Genomic DNA, 19,141 nt, shown 5'->3' on the forward strand with positions numbered 1-19,141 from the left:
TGTTGAAGCACTTGTGCTTGCTGATTCAGATGCACTGATTGAAGCAGAGATGCTGTTGCTCAAGCTTGTTGAATCTGATACAGATGCGCTGGTTGATGCTGAAGCACTGTTGCTTGCGCTTGTGCTTACTGATTCTGAAGCAGACTTGCTTGCTGAGTCAGATGCTGAAGCACTGTTGCTTGCACTTGTGCTTGTTGATTCTGATGCACTGATTGAAGCAGAAATGCTGTTGCTTACGCTTGTTGAATCTGATACAGATGCGCTTGTTGACGCTGAGGCACTGTTGCTTGCGCTTGTACTTGCTGATTCTGAGGCAGACTTGCTTGCTGAGTCAGATGTTGATGCACTGTTGCTTGCGCTTGTGCTTGCTGATTCTGATGTAGACTTGCTTGCTGAGTCAGATGTTGATGCACTTGTGCTTGCTGAGTTAGAAGCACTGATTGAAGCAGAAATGCTGTTGCTCAAGCTTGTTGAATCAGATACTGAGGCGCTTGTTGATGCTGAGGCGCTGTTGCTTACGCTTGTGCTTGCTGATTCAGACGCAGACTTGCTTGCTGAGTCAGATGTTGAAGCACTTGTGCTTGCTGATTCAGATGCACTGATTGAAGCAGAGATGCTGTTGCTCAAGCTTGTTGAATCTGATACAGATGCGCTGGTTGATGCTGAAGCACTGTTGCTTGCGCTTGTGCTTACTGATTCTGAAGCAGACTTGCTTGCTGAGTCAGATGTTGAAGCACTTGTGCTTGCGCTTGTACTTTCTGAGTTAGAAGCGCTGATTGAAGCAGAGATGCTGTTGCTGTCGCTTGTTGAATCTGATACAGATGCGCTGGTTGAAGCTGATTCACTGTTGCTTNCGCTTGTGCTTGCTGAGTTAGAAGCNCTGATTGAAGCAGAGATNCTGTTGCTGTCGCTTGTGCTTGCTGAGTCAGACGCAGACTTGCTTGCTGAGTCAGATGTTGATGCACTGTTGCTTGCGCTTGTTGAATCAGATACTGATGCGCTTGTTGATGCTGATGCACTGTTGCTTGCGCTTGTGCTTGCTGATTCTGAAGCACTGATTGAAGCAGAAATGCTATTGCTTACGCTTGTTGAATCAGATACAGATGCGCTTGTTGATGCTGATGCACTGTTGCTTGCACTTGTGCTTGCTGATTCTGAGGCAGACTTGCTTGCTGAGTCAGATGTTGATGCACTGTTGCTTGCACTTGTACTTGCTGATTCTGAAGCACTGATTGAAGCAGAAATGCTATTGCTTACGCTTGTTGAACCAGATACTGATGCGCTTGTTGATGCTGATGCACTGTTGCTTGCACTTGTGCTTGCTGATTCTGAAGCAGATTTGCTTGCTGAGTCAGATGCTGAAGCACTGTTGCTTGCACTTGTGCTTGTTGATTCTGATGCACTGATTGAAGCAGAAATGCTGTTGCTTACGCTTGTTGAATCTGATACAGATGCGCTTGTTGACGCTGAGGCACTGTTGCTTGCGCTTGTACTTGCTGATTCTGAGGCAGACTTGCTTGCTGAGTCAGATGTTGATGCACTGTTGCTTGCGCTTGTGCTTGGGCAATGATAGAGTTATTGCTGGCTTCAGTTGTCGCATCAGCTTGGGGCTCAGTTGCGATGACTGCCTTACCAGTTTCCTTGTACTCAGATGTCTCATCTGCATATACAGTTTGCTCTTGAGTTACAACAAAACCTGCGGCCCCGGCGGCTAAGATGGCCCCTATACCTGCAAGCGTGTTGGCATTCAAGTGAGCGTGGTCAAGTTCTTCAGTGTCAGATAGGCTAGTCGAGACAACTTCTCCCATCCCACCGATACGGAAGAGATCCAGTTGGGAATTCGAGGCTTTTACCCAGTTTTTCCCCGATTTGTAAAGCTTATAGCGCTTTTTCTCATCTACGATCTCGAAATCTTTGTTAAATTTTTTACTTCGAAACATTCTATTCCTTTCCTTTTTTAAAAATTCCACTCTTTGTTAACCTCATGATCATTAACAAAGCGTGATACTTAAGTAAGAATTTCACGGAAATACAAGCATCAAGCCTAGTCAGTTAATGGCTTTTCAAGAGTTTTTTGATAAAATTCGATGGTTAATTGGCATAAAAGAGATGCACTTTTATATATGTTTTGCTCCAGTATATACCAGCCTCAATTCTATCAAATTTGAAGCTTCTTTTCAAGATTTTCGATTTCAATATAGCAAATTTATTTCTGCAATAGAAAAGCAGTGTAAAAGGATTACACTGTTCTTTATAAATACTGATTTTTTCTTAAACTGAGGTCTCAGAATTGATTAAAACTGGACTCATTTCCCTATCGTTAAGATTGATTTTCTTCCCAGTCGTGGTAGGCAGCGTAGAGCTGGCTTTTATTCCACTGGTAGAGTTTCGCAACTTCCTTAATGGATTGATTTTTCTTCATGCCTTGTTGGATGCGTGCTTGGATTTCTGAAAACAAGTCCTCCTCGTCCTTGTCTTCCACATCTTGACTGGCACCTTCGACGATGAGAAGGCATTCGCCCTTGAGTGGCGTTTCAGCGATGCTTTCCAGCAATTCAGAGATCTTTCCTCGTTGGTATTCTTCATAGATTTTGGTCAATTCTCTAACCAAGACTATCAAGCGGTCACCGTAAACTGCTAGCATATTTTCTAGCGTATCTGCCACACGATGGGGCGATTCATAGAAAATCTGAGTTTCAGGATAATCTTTTTTCAAGTCGAAAAATTGTTTTTGCTGGCCTGATTTTCTCGGTAAGAAACCGTAAAAGATATGTGGCTGTGGTGCTAGGCCACTGGCAATTAAGGCAGAAATCCCTGCAGAAGCACCTGGAACTGTCACTACTGCAATATCTTCCTCAATAGCTGCCTTGACCAAATCATGACCAGGATCCGAGATACTAGGCAGACCCGCATCGGATACCTGAGCAATACTTTGCCCTGCTTTCAAGAAACCAATCAAATCAGGAATTTTTTCCTTGGCATTGTGCTCGTGAAAACTGATCTGCTTGGTGGAAATGTCAAAATGCTTGAGCAAAAGTCCTGTATTGCGCGTGTCCTCAGCTGCAATCCAGTCCACTTCTTTCAAGGTCTGAATGGCACGAAAGGTCATATCGTCTAGATTTCCAATCGGCGTTGCCACTAGGTAAAGCTTGCCATAGGGAGATTGTCCCTTAAAACTTTTTTGAATCTGCATGCTTACTCCCTATATAACAACTCATCACAGAACATACATTCCTCGTCCTGCTCTCGGCGCTGTCCATAAAAATCATTACATACGTGAAACCCGTCTTTATAGATTCGGCGGACACTTTCACGAACATGCTTGGCCTTAACGGGTGTATCTGCTTCCACCTCGCCTAAGCGTTCGCGCAACTTACTATTTTCCAAGCGAAGAGCTGTATTTTCCTCTACCAGGCTCTTGAGATTTTTCTTGATGGCTTCCACATCGGCCAAGGTCACCAATAACTGTTGGGAAAAATCATCCAGCGCGTCAAATAATTCTTTTTTGTCCATAAAACAGCCCTTTCCTTTCTTTATCGTTCATTTTTGAATTTACATTTCTTTCAAAACCAGATATTCCATGGCATTTTGAAAGCTGACATTGGCTTGCCACATTTTTCTAGCTTCTAACAAATCTTGTAGAATCATCCGTACTCTTGCTTGCAGAAGGTCCTGCCCACAGAGAACTTCAAAAATCCGTAAAACCTGATCTTGTTTTTCCTTGTCATCCGCCAAGTTGGCTAATTTAGCAACTTGCAGATAACTTTCTTTTTTCTTAGCTAATAACCAGGTCAGCAGGCGTTCGCTCTCATCGACCAAGGTCCAAAAGCTTGCCTGATTTGCCAACTTTTCTGCTTCAGCTCGCGATTGACTAAACTGGGCTAAAAGAGCCGCTTTTTTCTTAACAAGTCCCATTTGTTCTAAGAGCAAGATGAGCTTTTCTTCCTGCTTTTTAAAGTGAAAAATTTGGGTCCGACTACGGATAGTCGGTAATATCTTTTCCTCATCGCTGGTCAAGAAGAAAATGTAAACTTCACTCTGGGGTTCTTCGATGACCTTGAGCAGAGAATTGGCTGCGTTGGGGTGCATTTTCTCCGCCTGCTCGATAATAAAAACCTGTTGCTGACTTTCAATTCCTGCTTGAGAAAACTGGCCCACCAATTCCCGAATGCGTTCTGTCTTGATGACCTGATTGACTGGCTTGATTAAAGTAACATCGGGAAATTCTTCCTGCTCAATCAACTTGCAGTTTCGGCATTTCTCACATGGTAGAACGCCTACTTTATCCGTACAAAAGAGGCTCTTAGCCAAAAACTGTGCCATTTCCAAGCTTCCAAAGAAACCCGAAAAGAGATAGGCATGATTGAGCTGGCCCTGCTCTAGAATACGGACAAAGCGGTCAAACTGGTCTGGTTGCCAGGCCTTAAGCTCTGCTTGTTTCATCTTGTCAATCCCATTCTATCAAACAAGACAGCCTTGGTAGCATCCACAACTTGCTCCAAAGGAAGACTGGCATCAATCTTGACAATGCGATTTCCTTCTTTTTCCAGAAGAGAAAGGTAACCTTGACGGACTTTTTCGTGCAAGTCCAAACCTTCCAAGTCCAAACGATTGACCTCGCGATCACTATTGGCAGCAATGCGAGCCAGCCCCTCTTCCACCTCAATGTCAAAATAAAGTGTCAAATCGGGTTTGAGGCCATCTGTCGCAAAGTGATTGAGCCAATCAATGGCATCAATATCCAAGTCACGACCAAATCCTTGATAAGCAACGGAACTATCAATGAAGCGGTCCATAATGACCAACTTACCAGCTTCGAGTGCAGGCAGAACTTTTTCCACCAAATGCTGTCTGCGACTGGCGATATAGAGAAGGAGTTCCGTTTTAGGATCCATCTGAGTATGACTTGGGTCCAAAATCACTTCCCGAATCTTCTCCCCAATCAAGACCCCGCCTGGCTCACGGGTCGTCAACACTTCTACTCCTGTTTCCTCTAAAATTGGGAGCAGAGCCTCTAAAACACTGGTCTTTCCTGCTCCCTCTGGTCCCTCAAGAGAGACTAAAAATCCTTTTGACATGTCTAACTCATTTCTTTTTTACTACCTCTATTCTATCAAAAAAATAGGGGTTTGTGACAATCTTTTTGTCTTCTTATTCCATGCACCATAAAAGAGGCAGTCAAAGCCACCTCTTATTTACCTAATTCTTGTGTTCGTTTATAAGCTTGCTGAACTGCGTCCATGACGGTACCTCTAAAGGCATGTTCTTCCAGACTTGCTACACCAGCAATAGTCGAACCTCCTGGGCTGCAAACTTGGTCTTTCAAAACTCCAGGATGTTGCTGGCTTTCGAGAACCATTTGTCCAGCGCCGACTACTGTTTGGGCTGCCATTTTCAAAGCCATTTCTCGGGGCAATCCTGTCTGCACACCCGCATCTGCTAAAGCCTCAATAAAAAGGTAGACAAAGGCTGGTCCACAACCTGCAAGACCTGTCGCAGCATCAATTAAGCCATCCCCAAGTTCAACCAAGAGACCTGCCTTGGCTAACAGCTGACAAAAGAGCTCACTGTCCTCAGCACGACAATTTTCTGATAAAGCGTAACTAATCACTCCTTGGCCGATAGCCACTGGAGTATTGGGCATGATGCGAATAATCCGGTGTTGACTTGGCAGAAGACTTGCTAGTTTGTCCAAAGTCAATCCAGCTGCCATGGAAATCAAAAGAAGACTCTCTCGCTTTTCAAGGATAGTCTGGTATTGAGAAAGCAGTTCAGAAAACTGAGCAGGCTTTACTCCTAGAAAAATCACATCTGCTTCTGCAAAAATTTCTTCATTACTGGAAGCCTGACCACCAAAGTTGGCAATGAAAGCATCTACTTTCGCTTGACTACGATTGGCAAGGAGAATCTGAGCCCCCGTCTTGGCCTGCAAGACAGCCTTGCCCAAGCTAGAACCCATATTCCCCAAACCGATAAATCCAATCTTCATCTTTTACTCCCTTATCTGTCCGTCACCAGTAACCACATACTTGTAGCTAGTCAATTCTTTTAAACCCATTGGACCACGCGCGTGCAGTTTTTGAGTAGAAATCCCCATTTCACACCCCAGACCAAATTGGCCACCATCGGTGAAACGAGTTGAGGCATTAACATAAACTGCTGCAGAGTCTACTTGATCTGTAAAGTAAGCTGCAGCTTCAGCATTTTCCGTCACAATGGCATCCGAATGATGGGTGCTGTGGGCTTCAATATGCGCAACCGCTTCTTCTAAACTACTCACAACCTTAACCGCTAGGACATAGTCTAAAAACTCGGTATCAAAGTCTTGGACCTCGGCTGCTCGACCTGAAACAAACTGACTTGCTTTGCTATCCAGACGGAATTGAATTGGTTCCAGTCCAGCTTCTTTTCGATCTGCAACCAGCACTTGCTCCAAGCGAGGAAGGAAGCTTGTTGCCTTGTCTTCATGAACCAGCAAGACCTCCATGGCATTGCAGACAGAAGGACGACTGGTTTTAGCATTGTTGATGATCGATAGAGCCTTGTCTTCATCTGCATCCTTATCCACATAGACATGGACAATCCCAGTTCCTGTCTCGATAACAGGCACGATAGCATTTTCAACCACGGCATTGATCAAACCAGCCCCTCCACGAGGAATGAGAAGATCTAAATAGCCCTTAGCCTTCATCATAGCATAGCTACTTTCACGGCTAGTGTCTTCCACCAGTTGAATCACATCAGGATGAATAGTAGTCGTCTCCAAGCCCTTCTTTAAGGCTGTGACAATAGCATGAGCTGTTTGGTAGGCGTCCTTACCACTACGAAGAACGACCGCATTGCCACTCTTGAGAGCCAAAGCCGCCGCGTCAGACGTCACATTTGGACGGCTTTCGTAGATAATACCAATAACCCCCATGGCCACACGCTTCTTAGTGATAACCAAGCCATTTTCAAGCTGACTTGTTTCTAGGACTTCACCAATAGGATCTGGTAAAGCAACCACTTCACGAATCCCAGTTGCCATCGCTTCTATACGTCCCGCATCCAAATAAAGACGGTCTAGCATAACATCTGAGATTTTACCTTTGGCCGCTGCCATATCGAGGGCATTGGCCGCTAAAATCTCCTCAGTAGCTGCCAATAAGTGATCACCCATAGCTAGCAAGGCTTGGTTTTTCACTGTTTCACTAGCAGTGTTGATTGACTTTTTAACAGCCTGTACCTGTTCAAATTGTTCTTGTGTCCTTACCATCGTTCACCTCTAAAATTCTGTAAAAAGGAGCTGGATTTCAGGAGTGATGGAAATCCAGTCATCACGGTGAATCAAGACTCCCTTAGCTTTTTGAGAACGGAGCATATCTTCTAGGGCTGAGACGCCAAATTGGACACGTCCCTTTCCAAGAGATTGACCTGTTTCTTTATCTGCTACTGTGACAATATCGTGGTAAGAGAAGTTTCCTTCCACTTCTACCACGCCTGATAAAAGGAGACTTTTTCCGTTTTTTGAAAGTGCTTCTGCAGCTCCACCATCTACCCAAATCGTTCCCTGACTTTGAGCATAGAAGGCCAGCCATTGTTTCTGAGTACGAAGTCCCTTCTCTTGCGCAACAAAGTAAGAACCATCCTCAGTCTCCTCCGCTGCCTCAATCAAGGCATCTGATTTCAAGGAGGAGCAGATATAGACTGGCACACCTGATTCCGTTGCAATAGTTGCAGCTTTGATTTTTGTTAGCATGCCCCCAGTTCCGTTTGACGAACCTGCTCCACCAGCCATATCAATAATCTCACGATTGATAGTCTCGATTTTCTCAAGACGTTTAGCTCTTGGATCTGAGTTGGGATTTCCAGTATAGAGACCGTCCACATCCGTCAAGAGAACCAAAAGGTCTGCTTGAACCATAGCCGCTACCTGAGCACTCAGAGTATCATTGTCCCCAACCTTGAGCTCATCAATAACGACACTGTCATTTTCATTGATGATGGGAATTGCACCACGATGAAGCAATACAGACAAGGCCTGATGGGCATTCTTATAGCGACGTTTATCTACAAAATCATCCTGTGTCAGCAAAATTTGCGCGGAAACGATTTGACGCATGAGGAGGTTGGTTGTGTACTCTTCTAGGAGCAAACCTTGGCCTACTGCAGCCGAAGCCTGCTTATCAGCAATCTTGGTCGGACGTTTTTTAAAGCCCAAAGCTCCAAAACCAGCCGCTACTGCCCCAGATGAAACCAAAATCAACTCATGCCCAGCTTCATGCAACATAGCTAATTGTTGGGTAATTGTCTTTACTTTACTTCTTGATAAACTTCCGTCTTCATTTGTCAAGGACGAAGTCCCCACCTTAAAGACGATTCGTTTGTAGTTCATATTCTCACTCCGATTCTTCATATTTATCCATTATAACATGAATGCTTTAAAATAGAAAAGACTTGAAATAAAAAAGGTTGAGACAGGCATCTCAACTCTTTTATCTATTCTCAGTTTTACGCAATCTTTCCAGAGTTTCTTTAAAAATCTCTGGAATATCTGCTGTGAACACCAAGGTTTCACCTGTTCTCGGATGAGTAAAACCTAGAGTTTTAGCATGGAGAAATTGTCCATGTCCTTTCAAGGTTTTGCGTGGACCATAAACCTCATCACCAGCGACTGGATGACCGATATAAGCCATGTGAACACGAATTTGGTGGGTGCGCCCTGTTTCCAGTTGCAACTCTAACAAACTATAATCGCCAAAGCGTTCCAAGACTTGAAAACGGGTCACTGCTGGTTTGCCCTTAGCAGTCACAGCCTGTTTCTTACGGTCTTTTTCGCTCCGACCAATCGGCGCTTCAATCACACCACGATCATTTGGCAGATTGCCGTGAACAATCGCCCAGTATTTGCGTAGAGACTTTTTGTCCTTGAGCTCTTGGGCAAGTGCCAAGTGGGCCTCATCATTCTTAGCAATCATAAGGAGACCAGACGTGTCCTTGTCAATGCGGTGAACGATTCCTGGGCGGAGAATCCCATTGATACCTGACAGGTCCTTGATATGGTACATGAGGGCATTGACCAAGGTTCCGCTAGTATGACCGGCGCTGGGATGAACTACCATTCCCTGAGGTTTGTTAACAACGGCCACATCCTCATCTTGGTAAATGATTTCGAGTGGAATATCCTCAGCTACATACTCTAAAACCTCTGGTTCTGGCACATGGTAGGTGACGATATCCCCCTCTTGGACAGTGTATTTTGCTTTCTTGGCTTGCCCATTAACAAAAACTTGCCCAGCCTTGATTTGTTCATTAGCGAGACTGCGTGACAATTCTGTCAAATCTGACAGAGCCTTGTCTAAACGTTGCCCACCAGTTTCAATTTTTATTTCCATTTACTTCCTCTTTAAGCATTGCAATCAATAAAACGATCACACCAACCGTCAAATAGCTGTCAGCCACATTGAAAATCGCAAAGTTGATAAAGTCTAGGTGGAACATATCCACCACAAAACCTTGACTCATTCTGTCGATAAAGTTGCCTAGACCTCCCGCGATTATCAGAGTCAGTCCAAAGACCAGCCAAACAGAGTCCTCCATGTGCTTATGTAGATACCAAATAGCACCCGCCATGACAACCAAGGTAATGATGGCAAATAACCACTGCTGGTCTTGCAGCATGGAGAAGGCTGCTCCTCTATTTTGCAGGTAGGTCAAACTAACAAGATTGGGGATCCACGAACGCACTTCACCCAGTGGAATCTGTTGGACAACATAATTTTTGACCAACTGATCCAACCCAATCAAAAGCAGTACAACGACTGCCACTATTCCTCTTTTTTTCATGATTTCCTCTTTTGATCAAAATATTCTTGCATAACCTCAACGAAGAGTGTCCCAGCTTGACTAAGCTCGACTTCCTCACGTTTGACATAGACCATGCGGTTATCTAGATTATCCTTGAGACGAATGACTGTAATCCCATTAACACTGTCACTATCTAAAAATCCAGATCCAGTCGCATAGGCGTCCGTCCGCTCTAAAATACCATTCAAAGTAGCACGGTCCGTCACATTAAACATCTGCGAGCTAGCACTGGTATCGACAAAATTCTCTGAATAGTAAAGGTACTCGTCCTTTTCCTGAGTGAAACGAACTGTTGGTAGATCAGCTAAATCCTCCATGACTAGTTCTTCTTTTTCCGCCAAGGGATGTCCTTCACGCAGATAGATGTGAGTCTGGAAAGGGATTAGTTCAATAACTTCTAAACCAAGCTTTTCAACCCGTTGCATGATGCCCTTTTTATTTTGATTGTTGAGGTAGATAATCCCAATCTCACTATGCCCTTGGGTCACTTCGTCTAAGATTTGAACTGTAGTAGACTCAAAAATACGAAAGTTCTTATAATCAGGATAACGTTCTGAAAAGGCCGTAATGGTTGGTGGCAAGAAGTCATAGTGCTGGCTGGCAATGGAAAATTCATCCTTTTCTTCCTCAGGATTAGCATACTGATTTTGAAAAACATCAAAGCCTTTGACCAATTCTTGCGCTTTCTCATAAAATTCCATACCGCGACGTGTCAAAAACGTTCCTGAACTCGTCCGACGGAAAATTTTAAAGCCTAACTCTTTTTCCAAATCGCGTACAGAAATAGACAGACTCGGCTGACTAACATACATCTTTTCAGCAGCTTCACGGAAAGTACCACTATTGGCAATGGCCACAACATAGCGTAATTGTTGAATGTTCATCTTTTACCCCCTACTTCTCTATCTGTTCATTATACCATATTTTAGAAGTTTTCCACCTAGGAAAAATAATGTCACTCGTAAAATTCATCTACACTAGTAACAAAGAATTATGGGTACCAAAACAAAAAAATAGGCTCTCCGAAAAACTCGGAAAGCCTTATTTAATGCTACTTCTAGCTTCCTCGCCTTTTCATTCAAGGCTCGGGATAAAAAGGTTCACTGGACCTTTTTATTTTGCGATTGGGTAAACAGAAACCTGCTTTTTATCGCGTCCTTTACGTTCAAAGCGTACTACGCCTTCAACTTTAGCGAACAAAGTATCGTCTCCACCACGTCCAACGTTTACACCTGGATAGATGTGTGTACCACGTTGACGGTAAAGGATTGATCCACCTGTTACAGTTTGTCCGTCAGCTGCTTTAGCTCCAAGACGTTTCGCTTGTGAATCACGTCCGTTTGATGTAGAACCTCCACCTTTTTTGTGGGCGAAAAGTTGCAAGTTGTTAAGAGTCATTTTTAACATAATGTTTTCCTCCGTGTTAGTTTTCTGTGATAACTCTGGTTTGGACGAACTCAGAAGAGTTCTCCGATAAGTTTGCCATACCTAAGAAAAATGATTCGAAGAATAACTGCGTCATTTCTCTCTGGTGTGAAGGAAGATCCGCTGGTATTTCAACCTTTAGATAGCCACCTTCATCTTCGTTTAATTCTAAGATTGGTTCATAGCCTGCAAATTTCTCAATGGAATTGACAAAGTTAATGGCAAGCGTAGAAACCGATGCACACACGACATCTAAGCCGTATTCGCCACTTTCGGCGTGTCCAGTAATTTCCGCACTCCTCAGCTCGCCATCTTCGGCTCTCTCAAAGACTGCTTGTATCATGTGTTCTCCTTAAAATTAAGCGTTGATCGCGTTGATGACAACTTTTGTATATGGTTGACGGTGACCTTGTTTACGGTGGCTACCTTTTTTAGGTTTGTACTTGTAAGTAACAACTTTCTTTTGTTTTCCTTGTTTTTCAACAGTTCCAACTACAGTAGCTCCAGCAACAAGTGGAGTTCCGACAACAGTGTTTTCACCACCAACAAGAACAACTTCGTTAAAAGTAACTTCTTGACCAGCTTCAACGTTCAATTTTTCAACGTAAACTGCTTGACCAACTTCAACTTTAACTTGTTTTCCGCCAGTTTTGATAATTGCGTATGTGCTCATTATGCACCTCCTATGATTTTTAGGGTTTCCCCGTATTTTTGTGAAGACTCGCCTAGCATCGTGGGACGAACCACTTAAAAGAAGAGCTCTAAGTATAACAAAGTTTAAATTTAGTATACGACGAGCAACGATGTTCGTGCGGTTGCACAGGATTGTGCATAGTCAACTCTTCAAGTATAGCATATCTTCTTTTTTCTTACAAGTAAAATAAATCAAATTTAAGCTTTTTCTTTCCCTTTTTTCCTCCAAGAAGCAAAAAGCATGCTGATGTAAAAGATGCTCATCATCAGGGGAACACCTAAAATTGTCTTCTCCTGATAGTAAATCGTCAAATAGGCTGAAAAAACAACTCCAAAGACAAAACTGCTAAGCAAGCTAACAAAAATCAATCCCTCTCGTAGGAAAGGCGTATGCTTGGTCCGAAAATAATCCCCAAAAGCTAACATGGTTCGTTTGATATTCCCTGTCATAAAAGCATTATTATAGGCAATACCTGACACTTCTCCAAAGGCTGTTGTCACCAGTCCCATACAAAAGGCTAAAGGTGGGACTAGGTAGATATTGTCTACTGATAAGGGAACAAAGCCAATAATTAGGGACAGGACTGCAAGTGGAATCAAGGATAAAATCGGTTTTTTAACAATTCGAAGTTTTTCCTTATACAATGTCAGAAAAAAGACACCCATCATAAAGGACAACAAGGTCATTACTTTAGCACTGGCATCCGAGACATTCTGCTGAATGAGTCCTACAGAAAGAAAAACCACATTCCCAGTCTGTCCTGCTACTAGGGTATTCCCTCGAACGATAAAGGTATAAGCATCTACATATCCTGCACAAAAGGTTAAAAAAAGCGCTAGCCTTTTAGACTGACGTGATATTTTTCTTATTGGTAATAATCTCATTTTCTCCCCCTTCTCATTTCATCTACTTATCTAAATATTGTACCACTTTCTCCAAGAAATGCGTAGTCCATTTGAAAATTTTTACCATCTGTTGGATAGTCCTTCTTTTCTATGTTATAATGAAGGAAGGTTTTAAAATCGGAAAAGGAGTATCTATGTTTAAATTAGGTGTCATCGGAACAGGTGCTATCAGCCACCATTTCATAGAAGCAGCCCATGCTAGCGGAGAATACCAGCTGGTCGCAGTCTACTCTAGAAAGCTAGAAACTGCTGCAACCTTTGCTTCTCAGTATCAGGATATCCAACTCTTTGATCAATTAGAAGACTTCTTTAAGTCTTCCTTTGATGTGGTCTATATCGCCAGTCCAAACTCCTTGCATTTTGTTCAAGCCAAGGCTGCCTTGTCTGCTGGTAAGCACGTCATTCTTGAAAAGCCAGCTGTCACTCAGCCACAAGAATGGCTAGATTTAAGGCAAACGGCTGAGAAAAATCACTGTTTTATCTTTGAGGCAGCTCGTAATTACCACGAGGAAGCTTTTACTACTATCAAGATTTTTTTGACAGACAAGCAAGTATTGGGAGCTGATTTCAACTATGCCAAATATTCATCCAAGATGCCGGACTTGTTGGCTGGGCAGACGCCAAATGTCTTTTCAGATCGTTTTGCTGGTGGAGCCCTTATGGACTTGGGGATTTATCCCATCTATGCTGCCGTTCGTCTTTTTGGAAAGGCTCAGGAAGCAACCTACCAAGCCCAACAGCTTGACAATAGCATTGACCTAAATGGAGACGGTATCCTCTTCTACCCTAACTTTCAAGTTCATATCAAGGCTGGGAAAAACATCACTTCCAATCTTCCTTGTGAGATTTACACAGCAGATGGAACCTTGACCCTTAACACGATTGAACATGTCCGCTCAGCTATTTTTACCGACCACCAAGGAAATCAAGTCCAACTTCCTATCCAACAGGCTCCTCATACAATGACTGAGGAAGCAGCTGCATTTGCACACATGATCCAGCAACCAGATCAGACACTTTACCAGAACCGGCTGGATGATACAGGTTCTGTTCATGACCTATTATATACCATGCGCCAGACTGCTGGCATTAGATTTGAGGCAGAAAAATGAAAACCAAACTACCGACTGAATGGCAGGAACTGAGCGTTCAACTCGGTTTCCAAGAATTCACCCCCATTCAAACTCAACTATTTGAGCCCATTCTTGCTGGAGAAAACCTCCTGGGAGTGAGCCCAACAGGAACTGGTAAGACGCTAGCTTACCTCTTGCCAAGTCTTCTAAGACTACAAAAGAAAAAAGCCCAACAACTCTTGATTCTAGCACCAAATACAGAACTGGCTGGACAGATTTTTGACGTGTGTAAAACGTGGGCAGAAGCCATCGGTTTGACTGCTCAGCTCTTCTTATCAGGTTCCAGTCAGAAACGCCAGATTGAACGCCTAAAAAAAGGACCAGAAATTCTGATTGGAACTCCCGGCCGTATCTTTGAGTTGATTAAATTGAAAAAAATCAAGACGATGAATGTGGAAACCATCATTCTGGATGAATTTGACCAATTGCTCGATGATTCTCAGATTCACTTTGTCGAAAAAATCACCCACTACGCACCTCGTGACCACCAACTCATCTACATGAGTGCGACGACCAAGTTTGACCAAGAAAAGATTGCTCCAAACACGCGCACCATTGACCTCTCTGATCAAAAACTGGACAACATCCAACATTTCTACATGCAGGTAGACCAACGTCACCGAGTGGATATGCTACGAAAACTAGCTCATGTAGAGGATTTCCGTGGCCTGGTCTTCTTTAACAGCTTGTCAGATCTTGGAAGTGCGGAGGAAAAACTACAGTATCGCGATATCTTGGCTGTTTCCCTCGCTAGCGATGTCAATGTTAAATTTCGAAAAGTCATCTTAGAAAAGTTTAAGGACAAGCAGCTAACCCTGCTCCTTGCAACAGACCTTTTGGCACGTGGGATTGATATCGATAGCCTAGAATGTGTCGTAAACTTTGATATTCCTAGAGACATGGAAACTTACACTCACCGTGCTGGCCGTACAGGTCGCATGGGAAAAGAGGGCTATGTTATCACTCTCGTAACCCATCCTGAAGAACTTAAAAAACTCAAGAAATTCGCAAGTGTTCGTGAAATTGTCCTAAAAAATCAAGAACTCTTTATCAAATAAGGTTGGCTCTTGCCAACCTTTTTCTTATCCCCAAGTAATTTCTAATTGATAGCTGGCAAAGGGGTGCCCCTCTTGATTTTGCAGTTGATAGGCGAGCTCAATCTTTTGCCCATCCAGTTTGTAGTGACTCGTTTGAATGATAAACTCCTGCATCCCCATTGGAGTAGGAATATAGGCCAAACTATCACTATCCTTTAGAAAACGCATGATGGTTTTGGGACTCGAGAAACGAGTCATCACTAGTTCTTCTTGATGAAACTTGAGAACCACTTTTTCCTTTTCCTCATTATAAAAGAGTAAATAGCTATAATCCCCTTTTTCACGCACTTCCACGTCATAGAGTTGGTCGATGACTTCCAACTGTTCATCAAGCTGAATCCTATTTCGCATCCGAATCTTCACATCAAATCCTCTTTCTTCTCTCTTGTTCTACTATTTTACCAAAAAGAGCAGGATTTTGCTATAATGGTCATATGAACGAAAAAGTATTCCGTGACCCAGTTCACAACTATATCCATGTAAACAATCAGGTCATCTATGACTTGATCAATACAAAAGAATTTCAACGTCTGCGCCGTATCAAGCAACTAGGAACTTCCAGTTATACCTTCCATGGTGGGGAGCACAGCCGCTTCTCCCACTGTTTGGGGGTTTATGAGATTGCACGACGTATCACGGAGATTTTTGAAGAAAAATATCCTGAAGAATGGGATCCTGCTGAGTCTCTCTTGACTATGACTGCTGCTCTCCTACATGACCTTGGGCATGGTGCCTACTCCCATACTTTTGAACATCTCTTTGATACAGATCATGAGGCCATTACTCAGGAAATCATCCAAAGCCCTGAAACAGAGATTCACCAAGTCCTGCTTCAAGTAGCGCCAGATTTTCCAGAAAAGGTGGCCAGTGTCATTGACCACACCTATCCTAACAAGCAGGTCGTGCAACTCATTTCTAGCCAGATTGATGCGGATCGCATGGACTATCTCTTGCGTGACTCTTATTTTACAGGAGCATCTTACGGAGAATTTGACCTGACTCGAATTCTCCGAGTGATTCGTCCTATCGAAAATGGTATCGCCTTTCAACGCAATGGCATGCATGCCATTGAAGACTATGTTCTCAGTCGCTACCAGATGTATATGCAGGTTTATTTTCACCCAGCAACACGCGCCATGGAAGTTCTCCTACAGAATCTCCTCAAACGCGCCAAGGAACTCTTTCCTGAAGACAAGGACTTCTTTGCACGAACTTCCCCACATTTGTTACCTTTTTTTGAAAAGAGAGTTACCCTATCTGACTATCTGGCTCTTGATGATGGCGTGATGAATACCTACTTCCAACTCTGGATGACCAGTCCTGACAAGATTCTCGCAGACTTGTCGCAGCGCTTTGTCAACCGTAAGGTCTTCAAATCCATTACTTTTTCTCAAGAAGATCAAGACCGACTCGCAACCATGAGACAACTGGTTGAAGACATCGGATTTGATCCCGACTACTACACAGCCATTCATAAGAACTTTGACCTTCCTTATGATATCTATCGTCCCGAATCTGAAAATCCACGGACACAGATTGAGATTCTACAGAAAAATGGAGATCTGGCAGAACTCTCTAGCCTGTCTCCTATCGTTCAATCCCTTGCTGGCAGTCGCCACGGAGATAATCGTTTCTATTTCCCGAAAGAAATGTTAGATCAAAACAGCATCTTCGCAAGTATCACCCAGCAATTTTTACACTTGATTGAGAACGATCATTTTACCCCAAATAAGAACGAATAGAGGAAATATATGAGTATTAAACTAATCGCTGTCGATATCGACGGTACCCTAGTTAACAGTAAAAAGGAAATCACTTCTGAAGTCTTTTCTGCCATTCAAGACGCCAAACAAGCTGGTGTCAAAGTCGTCATTGCAACTGGTCGCCCTATCGCAGGTGTTGCCAAACTTCTGGATGACTTGCAATTGAGAGACGATGGTGACTATGTGGTAACCTTCAACGGTGCCCTTGTCCAAGAGACTGCTACTGGTCATGAGATTATCAGCGAATCCTTGACCTATGAGGATTATCTGGATATGGAATTTCTCAGTCGCAAGCTCGGTGTCCACATGCACGCTATTACCAAGGACGGTATCTATACTGCCAATCGCAATATCGGAAAATACACGGTGCATGAATCAACCCTCGTCAACATGCCCATTTTCTACCGTACTCCTGAAGAAATGGCTGGCAAGGAAATTGTCAAATGTATGTTTATCGATGAACCAGAAATTCTCGATGCTGCGATTGAAAAAATCCCAGCAGAATTTTACGAACGCTACTCTATCAATAAATCTGCTCCTTTCTACCTTGAACTCCTTAAAAAGAATGTAGACAAGGGTTCAGCCATCACTCACTTAGCTGAAAAACTCGGATTGACCAAAGATGAAACCATGGCTATCGGGGACGAAGAAAATGACCGTGCCATGCTGGAAGTCGTTGGTAACCCCGTTGTTATGGAAAATGGAAATCCAGAACTCAAAAAAATCGCCAAATACATCACCAAGTCTAATGACGAATCCGGCGTTGCCCATGCTATCCGTACGTGGGTACTGTAAAAAGGTAAGAATAGACGAAAACCGCTCAGCAGAGCGGTTTTTAGTATGAACATATCACAATGAGGGTAAATCAATAAATTAAATTGCAGTTTTACAGTTACTTAAATCTTGAGAGTGCAAAAATAGGTATTGCTTCCTTAATTGTGGTACTGAATTATAATAAATCACCCTCTTTATTTCCATATTTTATCTCTTTATAATCTCTTTTAATTTTACGATAATTTCATATACAAAGTATAAATAGGAAAGTCTTTATATCTTTCTTTTGTCTCGTTATCCAGTTTATTCCAAAACAAATCAGCTTGCGGTTTCGATTTTAATAACACTGATGAACCGAAACAAAGTTCATAGTTATCATTACTATTTACTAAAATATTGCTTAGAATCTCCATTTCTTTGCTGTTTAATTTACGAACTCTAGATTTTATTTGAAGGTCATTTATTATAGCTATCTCACTATTTTGGGAGTATTTTAAGTTCCAATTAGAAAGACATTGTGCCCAATTAAGCAATAACTCTCTTCTAGAAACATCTTCTGCCATGTCAGCAGCAATAACTATTTTTATAATAGTGTTATTAGCATCTTCAAATTTCAAGTCATTATCAACTAATCTTTGATATGAGGCAATAACCGAATCAAAATTACAATTATCTATTTTTAGCCAATCGTTAGGTTCAAAAACTTCAAAAATTGAAATATCTGAAGAATCTTTACCCTCACCTCTCCTACACCAGGGAATTTCAGTAAAGATATCAATCATAGTTCCGTTCTTATCTATTGTAAAATTATATAAGGCAATAATATGGATATTAGCAATTCTTAGATGAAGTAATTTAGATTCATTATAATCTAAGGCAACCTTCTTCTTTAGAACAAGACCTGAATTAAGGATATTTAGATTTTTTTGAGATTGTTTATCAAAGTAGTTTAGATCAAGATCCTTTTGTACACCCATATTTTCCAAGAAGTTAGAAATCTGTCTCAAATCCTTTATATCGCTATCTAAATTCCGTGAAGTAATATCCGATATTGACTGATTATCTAGTTCTATTTTATTTCCATTGAGATTGAAATATCCTACTCTTCCTAGCTCTTGAAGTACCTCCGTACACTCCATGGCTTTTGAGAGCATATTAGACCTTGTATAATTAAATTTAAATATTTTTTTATTTACATCAAAGGACATTTTAAAGCATTCACCAAAATGTAGTTGTACACTCCCATCAGGGAATCGATGTCTTTTTACATCTTGAAAAGTAAAATCTCCAATTGTAATAATTAAATCAGTTTCCTCGTAAGTTTCGACAACCTTTATTGTATTTTCAAGTGGTATTTCAATACCAGTTAAAGGATCTTTATAATAAATGAAGAGATCGTGTTCTTTCTGATAGTTAAATATCTCTCCTTTTCCTTGTCCATAAAAATAGAATTTAAGATTATTATCGTCAGAGATATCTTCAACTGAGATACCATCAGTATTTA

Annotated in this window: 21 protein-coding genes, 1 pseudogene and 1 other annotated feature; of the genes and pseudogenes, 5 read left to right on the plus strand and 17 right to left on the minus strand. The window is 42.3% G+C overall.

Features of this window, described 5'->3' with window-relative positions:
• Positions 1-1,427: 1,427 nt before the first annotated feature.
• From D8803_RS09745 to D8803_RS09330, 11 genes are all read right to left on the minus strand, one after another.
• Entirely contained in the window at positions 1,428-1,940 is a 513-nt protein-coding gene (locus tag D8803_RS09745) for a KxYKxGKxW signal peptide domain-containing protein (RefSeq protein WP_190316821.1), read from the minus strand.
• A 380-nt stretch (positions 1,941-2,320) separates the two neighbouring features.
• Positions 2,321-3,193: a 16S rRNA (cytidine(1402)-2'-O)-methyltransferase gene (rsmI, locus tag D8803_RS09285; protein WP_131200904.1), complete on the minus strand. Its 873-nt coding sequence runs from the start codon at positions 3,191-3,193 to the stop codon at positions 2,321-2,323.
• A 2-nt stretch (positions 3,194-3,195) separates the two neighbouring features.
• Entirely contained in the window at positions 3,196-3,513 is a 318-nt protein-coding gene (yabA, locus tag D8803_RS09290) for a DNA replication initiation control protein YabA (RefSeq protein ID WP_000358229.1), read from the minus strand.
• A gap of 39 nt (positions 3,514-3,552) precedes the next feature.
• Positions 3,553-4,443, minus strand: coding sequence for a DNA polymerase III subunit delta' (locus D8803_RS09295; protein WP_131200905.1), 891 nt, complete (start codon positions 4,441-4,443; stop codon positions 3,553-3,555).
• Positions 4,440-5,078, minus strand: coding sequence for a dTMP kinase (tmk, locus tag D8803_RS09300; protein WP_131200906.1), 639 nt, complete (start codon positions 5,076-5,078; stop codon positions 4,440-4,442). Before tmk ends, D8803_RS09295 begins: the two co-directional genes overlap by 4 nt.
• 113 nt (positions 5,079-5,191) lie before the next feature.
• Complete coding sequence (proC, locus tag D8803_RS09305; RefSeq protein ID WP_131200907.1) at positions 5,192-5,989, minus strand: pyrroline-5-carboxylate reductase; 798 nt, start codon at positions 5,987-5,989, stop codon at positions 5,192-5,194.
• 3 nt (positions 5,990-5,992) lie between these two features.
• Positions 5,993-7,255, minus strand: a complete 1,263-nt coding sequence (locus D8803_RS09310) for a glutamate-5-semialdehyde dehydrogenase (protein WP_131200908.1) — start codon at positions 7,253-7,255, stop codon at positions 5,993-5,995.
• Positions 7,256-7,264: 9 nt separating this feature from the next.
• Positions 7,265-8,374, minus strand: a complete 1,110-nt coding sequence (proB, locus tag D8803_RS09315; RefSeq protein WP_223805128.1) for a glutamate 5-kinase — start codon at positions 8,372-8,374, stop codon at positions 7,265-7,267.
• 100 nt (positions 8,375-8,474) lie between these two features.
• Positions 8,475-9,374, minus strand: coding sequence for an RluA family pseudouridine synthase (locus D8803_RS09320; protein WP_131200910.1), 900 nt, complete (start codon positions 9,372-9,374; stop codon positions 8,475-8,477).
• A complete protein-coding gene (lspA, locus tag D8803_RS09325; RefSeq protein ID WP_131200911.1) occupies positions 9,358-9,825 on the minus strand; it encodes a signal peptidase II in 468 nt (155 codons plus the stop codon). Before lspA ends, D8803_RS09320 begins: the two co-directional genes overlap by 17 nt.
• Positions 9,822-10,730 carry a LysR family transcriptional regulator gene (locus D8803_RS09330; RefSeq protein ID WP_131200912.1) on the minus strand — a complete coding sequence of 303 codons (909 nt, stop codon included), beginning with the start codon at positions 10,728-10,730 and terminating at the stop codon, positions 9,822-9,824. Before D8803_RS09330 ends, lspA begins: the two co-directional genes overlap by 4 nt.
• Here D8803_RS09330 and D8803_RS09880 point away from each other — a divergent pair.
• A pseudogene (locus D8803_RS09880) lies at positions 10,723-10,794 on the plus strand (AraC family transcriptional regulator); the annotation flags it as partial. The gene D8803_RS09330 and the pseudogene D8803_RS09880 sit on opposite strands and share 8 nt — an antisense overlap.
• A 165-nt stretch (positions 10,795-10,959) precedes the next feature.
• Here the strand turns inward: D8803_RS09880 and rpmA are convergent.
• The 4 genes from rpmA to D8803_RS09355 all read right to left on the minus strand — a co-directional run bounded on the left by rpmA (position 10,960) and on the right by D8803_RS09355 (position 12,849).
• Complete coding sequence (gene rpmA / locus D8803_RS09335; RefSeq protein WP_000916509.1) at positions 10,960-11,253, minus strand: 50S ribosomal protein L27; 294 nt, start codon at positions 11,251-11,253, stop codon at positions 10,960-10,962.
• Between the two features lie 16 nt (positions 11,254-11,269).
• Positions 11,270-11,614, minus strand: coding sequence for a ribosomal-processing cysteine protease Prp (locus D8803_RS09340; RefSeq protein WP_000613705.1), 345 nt, complete (start codon positions 11,612-11,614; stop codon positions 11,270-11,272).
• Positions 11,615-11,629: 15 nt separating this feature from the next.
• Positions 11,630-11,944, minus strand: a complete 315-nt coding sequence (gene rplU, locus D8803_RS09345) for a 50S ribosomal protein L21 (RefSeq protein ID WP_000109141.1) — start codon at positions 11,942-11,944, stop codon at positions 11,630-11,632.
• Between the two features lie 34 nt (positions 11,945-11,978).
• Positions 11,979-12,098, minus strand: a sequence feature (ribosomal protein L21 leader region).
• A 64-nt stretch (positions 12,099-12,162) separates the two neighbouring features.
• The gene (locus D8803_RS09355) at positions 12,163-12,849 is read right to left on the minus strand and encodes a YoaK family protein (RefSeq protein ID WP_061416600.1); all 687 of its coding nucleotides are present in this window, start codon (positions 12,847-12,849) and stop codon (positions 12,163-12,165) included.
• Positions 12,850-13,004: 155 nt separating this feature from the next.
• On the opposite strand from D8803_RS09355, the gene D8803_RS09360 reads away from it, so the two are divergent.
• Positions 13,005-13,982, plus strand: coding sequence for a Gfo/Idh/MocA family protein (locus D8803_RS09360; protein ID WP_131200913.1), 978 nt, complete (start codon positions 13,005-13,007; stop codon positions 13,980-13,982).
• Positions 13,979-15,061 carry a DEAD/DEAH box helicase gene (locus D8803_RS09365; RefSeq protein WP_131200914.1) on the plus strand — a complete coding sequence of 361 codons (1,083 nt, stop codon included), beginning with the start codon at positions 13,979-13,981 and terminating at the stop codon, positions 15,059-15,061. Before D8803_RS09360 ends, D8803_RS09365 begins: the two co-directional genes overlap by 4 nt.
• Before the next feature lie 24 nt (positions 15,062-15,085).
• Here D8803_RS09365 and D8803_RS09370 read toward each other — a convergent pair whose 3' ends face one another.
• The gene (locus D8803_RS09370; RefSeq protein ID WP_125448226.1) at positions 15,086-15,463 is read right to left on the minus strand and encodes a DUF1934 domain-containing protein; all 378 of its coding nucleotides are present in this window, start codon (positions 15,461-15,463) and stop codon (positions 15,086-15,088) included.
• A gap of 71 nt (positions 15,464-15,534) precedes the next feature.
• Between D8803_RS09370 and D8803_RS09375 the strand changes: the two genes are divergently transcribed.
• Positions 15,535-16,842, plus strand: a complete 1,308-nt coding sequence (locus tag D8803_RS09375) for an HD domain-containing protein (RefSeq protein WP_125448225.1) — start codon at positions 15,535-15,537, stop codon at positions 16,840-16,842.
• A 9-nt stretch (positions 16,843-16,851) separates the two neighbouring features.
• A complete protein-coding gene (gene yidA, locus D8803_RS09380; RefSeq protein ID WP_131200915.1) occupies positions 16,852-17,658 on the plus strand; it encodes a sugar-phosphatase in 807 nt (268 codons plus the stop codon).
• 212 nt (positions 17,659-17,870) lie between these two features.
• Here yidA and D8803_RS09385 read toward each other — a convergent pair.
• Positions 17,871-19,141 (minus strand): hypothetical protein (locus D8803_RS09385; RefSeq protein ID WP_131200916.1); only part of this gene is annotated, 1,271 nt, incomplete at its 5' end.

This window comes from Streptococcus oralis (assembly GCF_003943385.1).
Taxonomy (GTDB): domain Bacteria; phylum Bacillota; class Bacilli; order Lactobacillales; family Streptococcaceae; genus Streptococcus; species Streptococcus oralis_CA.

Coding starts and splice junctions, on each gene's coding strand:
- D8803_RS09745 (WP_190316821.1), bottom strand. CDS start 1,940: ATGTTTCGAAGTAAAAAATTTAACAAAGATTTCGAGATCGTAGATGAG.
- rsmI (WP_131200904.1), bottom strand. CDS start 3,193: ATGCAGATTCAAAAAAGTTTTAAGGGACAATCTCCCTATGGCAAGCTT.
- yabA (WP_000358229.1), bottom strand. CDS start 3,513: ATGGACAAAAAAGAATTATTTGACGCGCTGGATGATTTTTCCCAACAG.
- D8803_RS09295 (WP_131200905.1), bottom strand. CDS start 4,443: ATGAAACAAGCAGAGCTTAAGGCCTGGCAACCAGACCAGTTTGACCGC.
- tmk (WP_131200906.1), bottom strand. CDS start 5,078: ATGTCAAAAGGATTTTTAGTCTCTCTTGAGGGACCAGAGGGAGCAGGA.
- proC (WP_131200907.1), bottom strand. CDS start 5,989: ATGAAGATTGGATTTATCGGTTTGGGGAATATGGGTTCTAGCTTGGGC.
- D8803_RS09310 (WP_131200908.1), bottom strand. CDS start 7,255: ATGGTAAGGACACAAGAACAATTTGAACAGGTACAGGCTGTTAAAAAG.
- proB (WP_223805128.1), bottom strand. CDS start 8,374: ATGAACTACAAACGAATCGTCTTTAAGGTGGGGACTTCGTCCTTGACA.
- D8803_RS09320 (WP_131200910.1), bottom strand. CDS start 9,374: ATGGAAATAAAAATTGAAACTGGTGGGCAACGTTTAGACAAGGCTCTG.
- lspA (WP_131200911.1), bottom strand. CDS start 9,825: ATGAAAAAAAGAGGAATAGTGGCAGTCGTTGTACTGCTTTTGATTGGG.
- D8803_RS09330 (WP_131200912.1), bottom strand. CDS start 10,730: ATGAACATTCAACAATTACGCTATGTTGTGGCCATTGCCAATAGTGGT.
- rpmA (WP_000916509.1), bottom strand. CDS start 11,253: ATGTTAAAAATGACTCTTAACAACTTGCAACTTTTCGCCCACAAAAAA.
- D8803_RS09340 (WP_000613705.1), bottom strand. CDS start 11,614: ATGATACAAGCAGTCTTTGAGAGAGCCGAAGATGGCGAGCTGAGGAGT.
- rplU (WP_000109141.1), bottom strand. CDS start 11,944: ATGAGCACATACGCAATTATCAAAACTGGCGGAAAACAAGTTAAAGTT.
- D8803_RS09355 (WP_061416600.1), bottom strand. CDS start 12,849: ATGAGATTATTACCAATAAGAAAAATATCACGTCAGTCTAAAAGGCTA.
- D8803_RS09360 (WP_131200913.1), top strand. CDS start 13,005: ATGTTTAAATTAGGTGTCATCGGAACAGGTGCTATCAGCCACCATTTC.
- D8803_RS09365 (WP_131200914.1), top strand. CDS start 13,979: ATGAAAACCAAACTACCGACTGAATGGCAGGAACTGAGCGTTCAACTC.
- D8803_RS09375 (WP_125448225.1), top strand. CDS start 15,535: ATGAACGAAAAAGTATTCCGTGACCCAGTTCACAACTATATCCATGTA.
- yidA (WP_131200915.1), top strand. CDS start 16,852: ATGAGTATTAAACTAATCGCTGTCGATATCGACGGTACCCTAGTTAAC.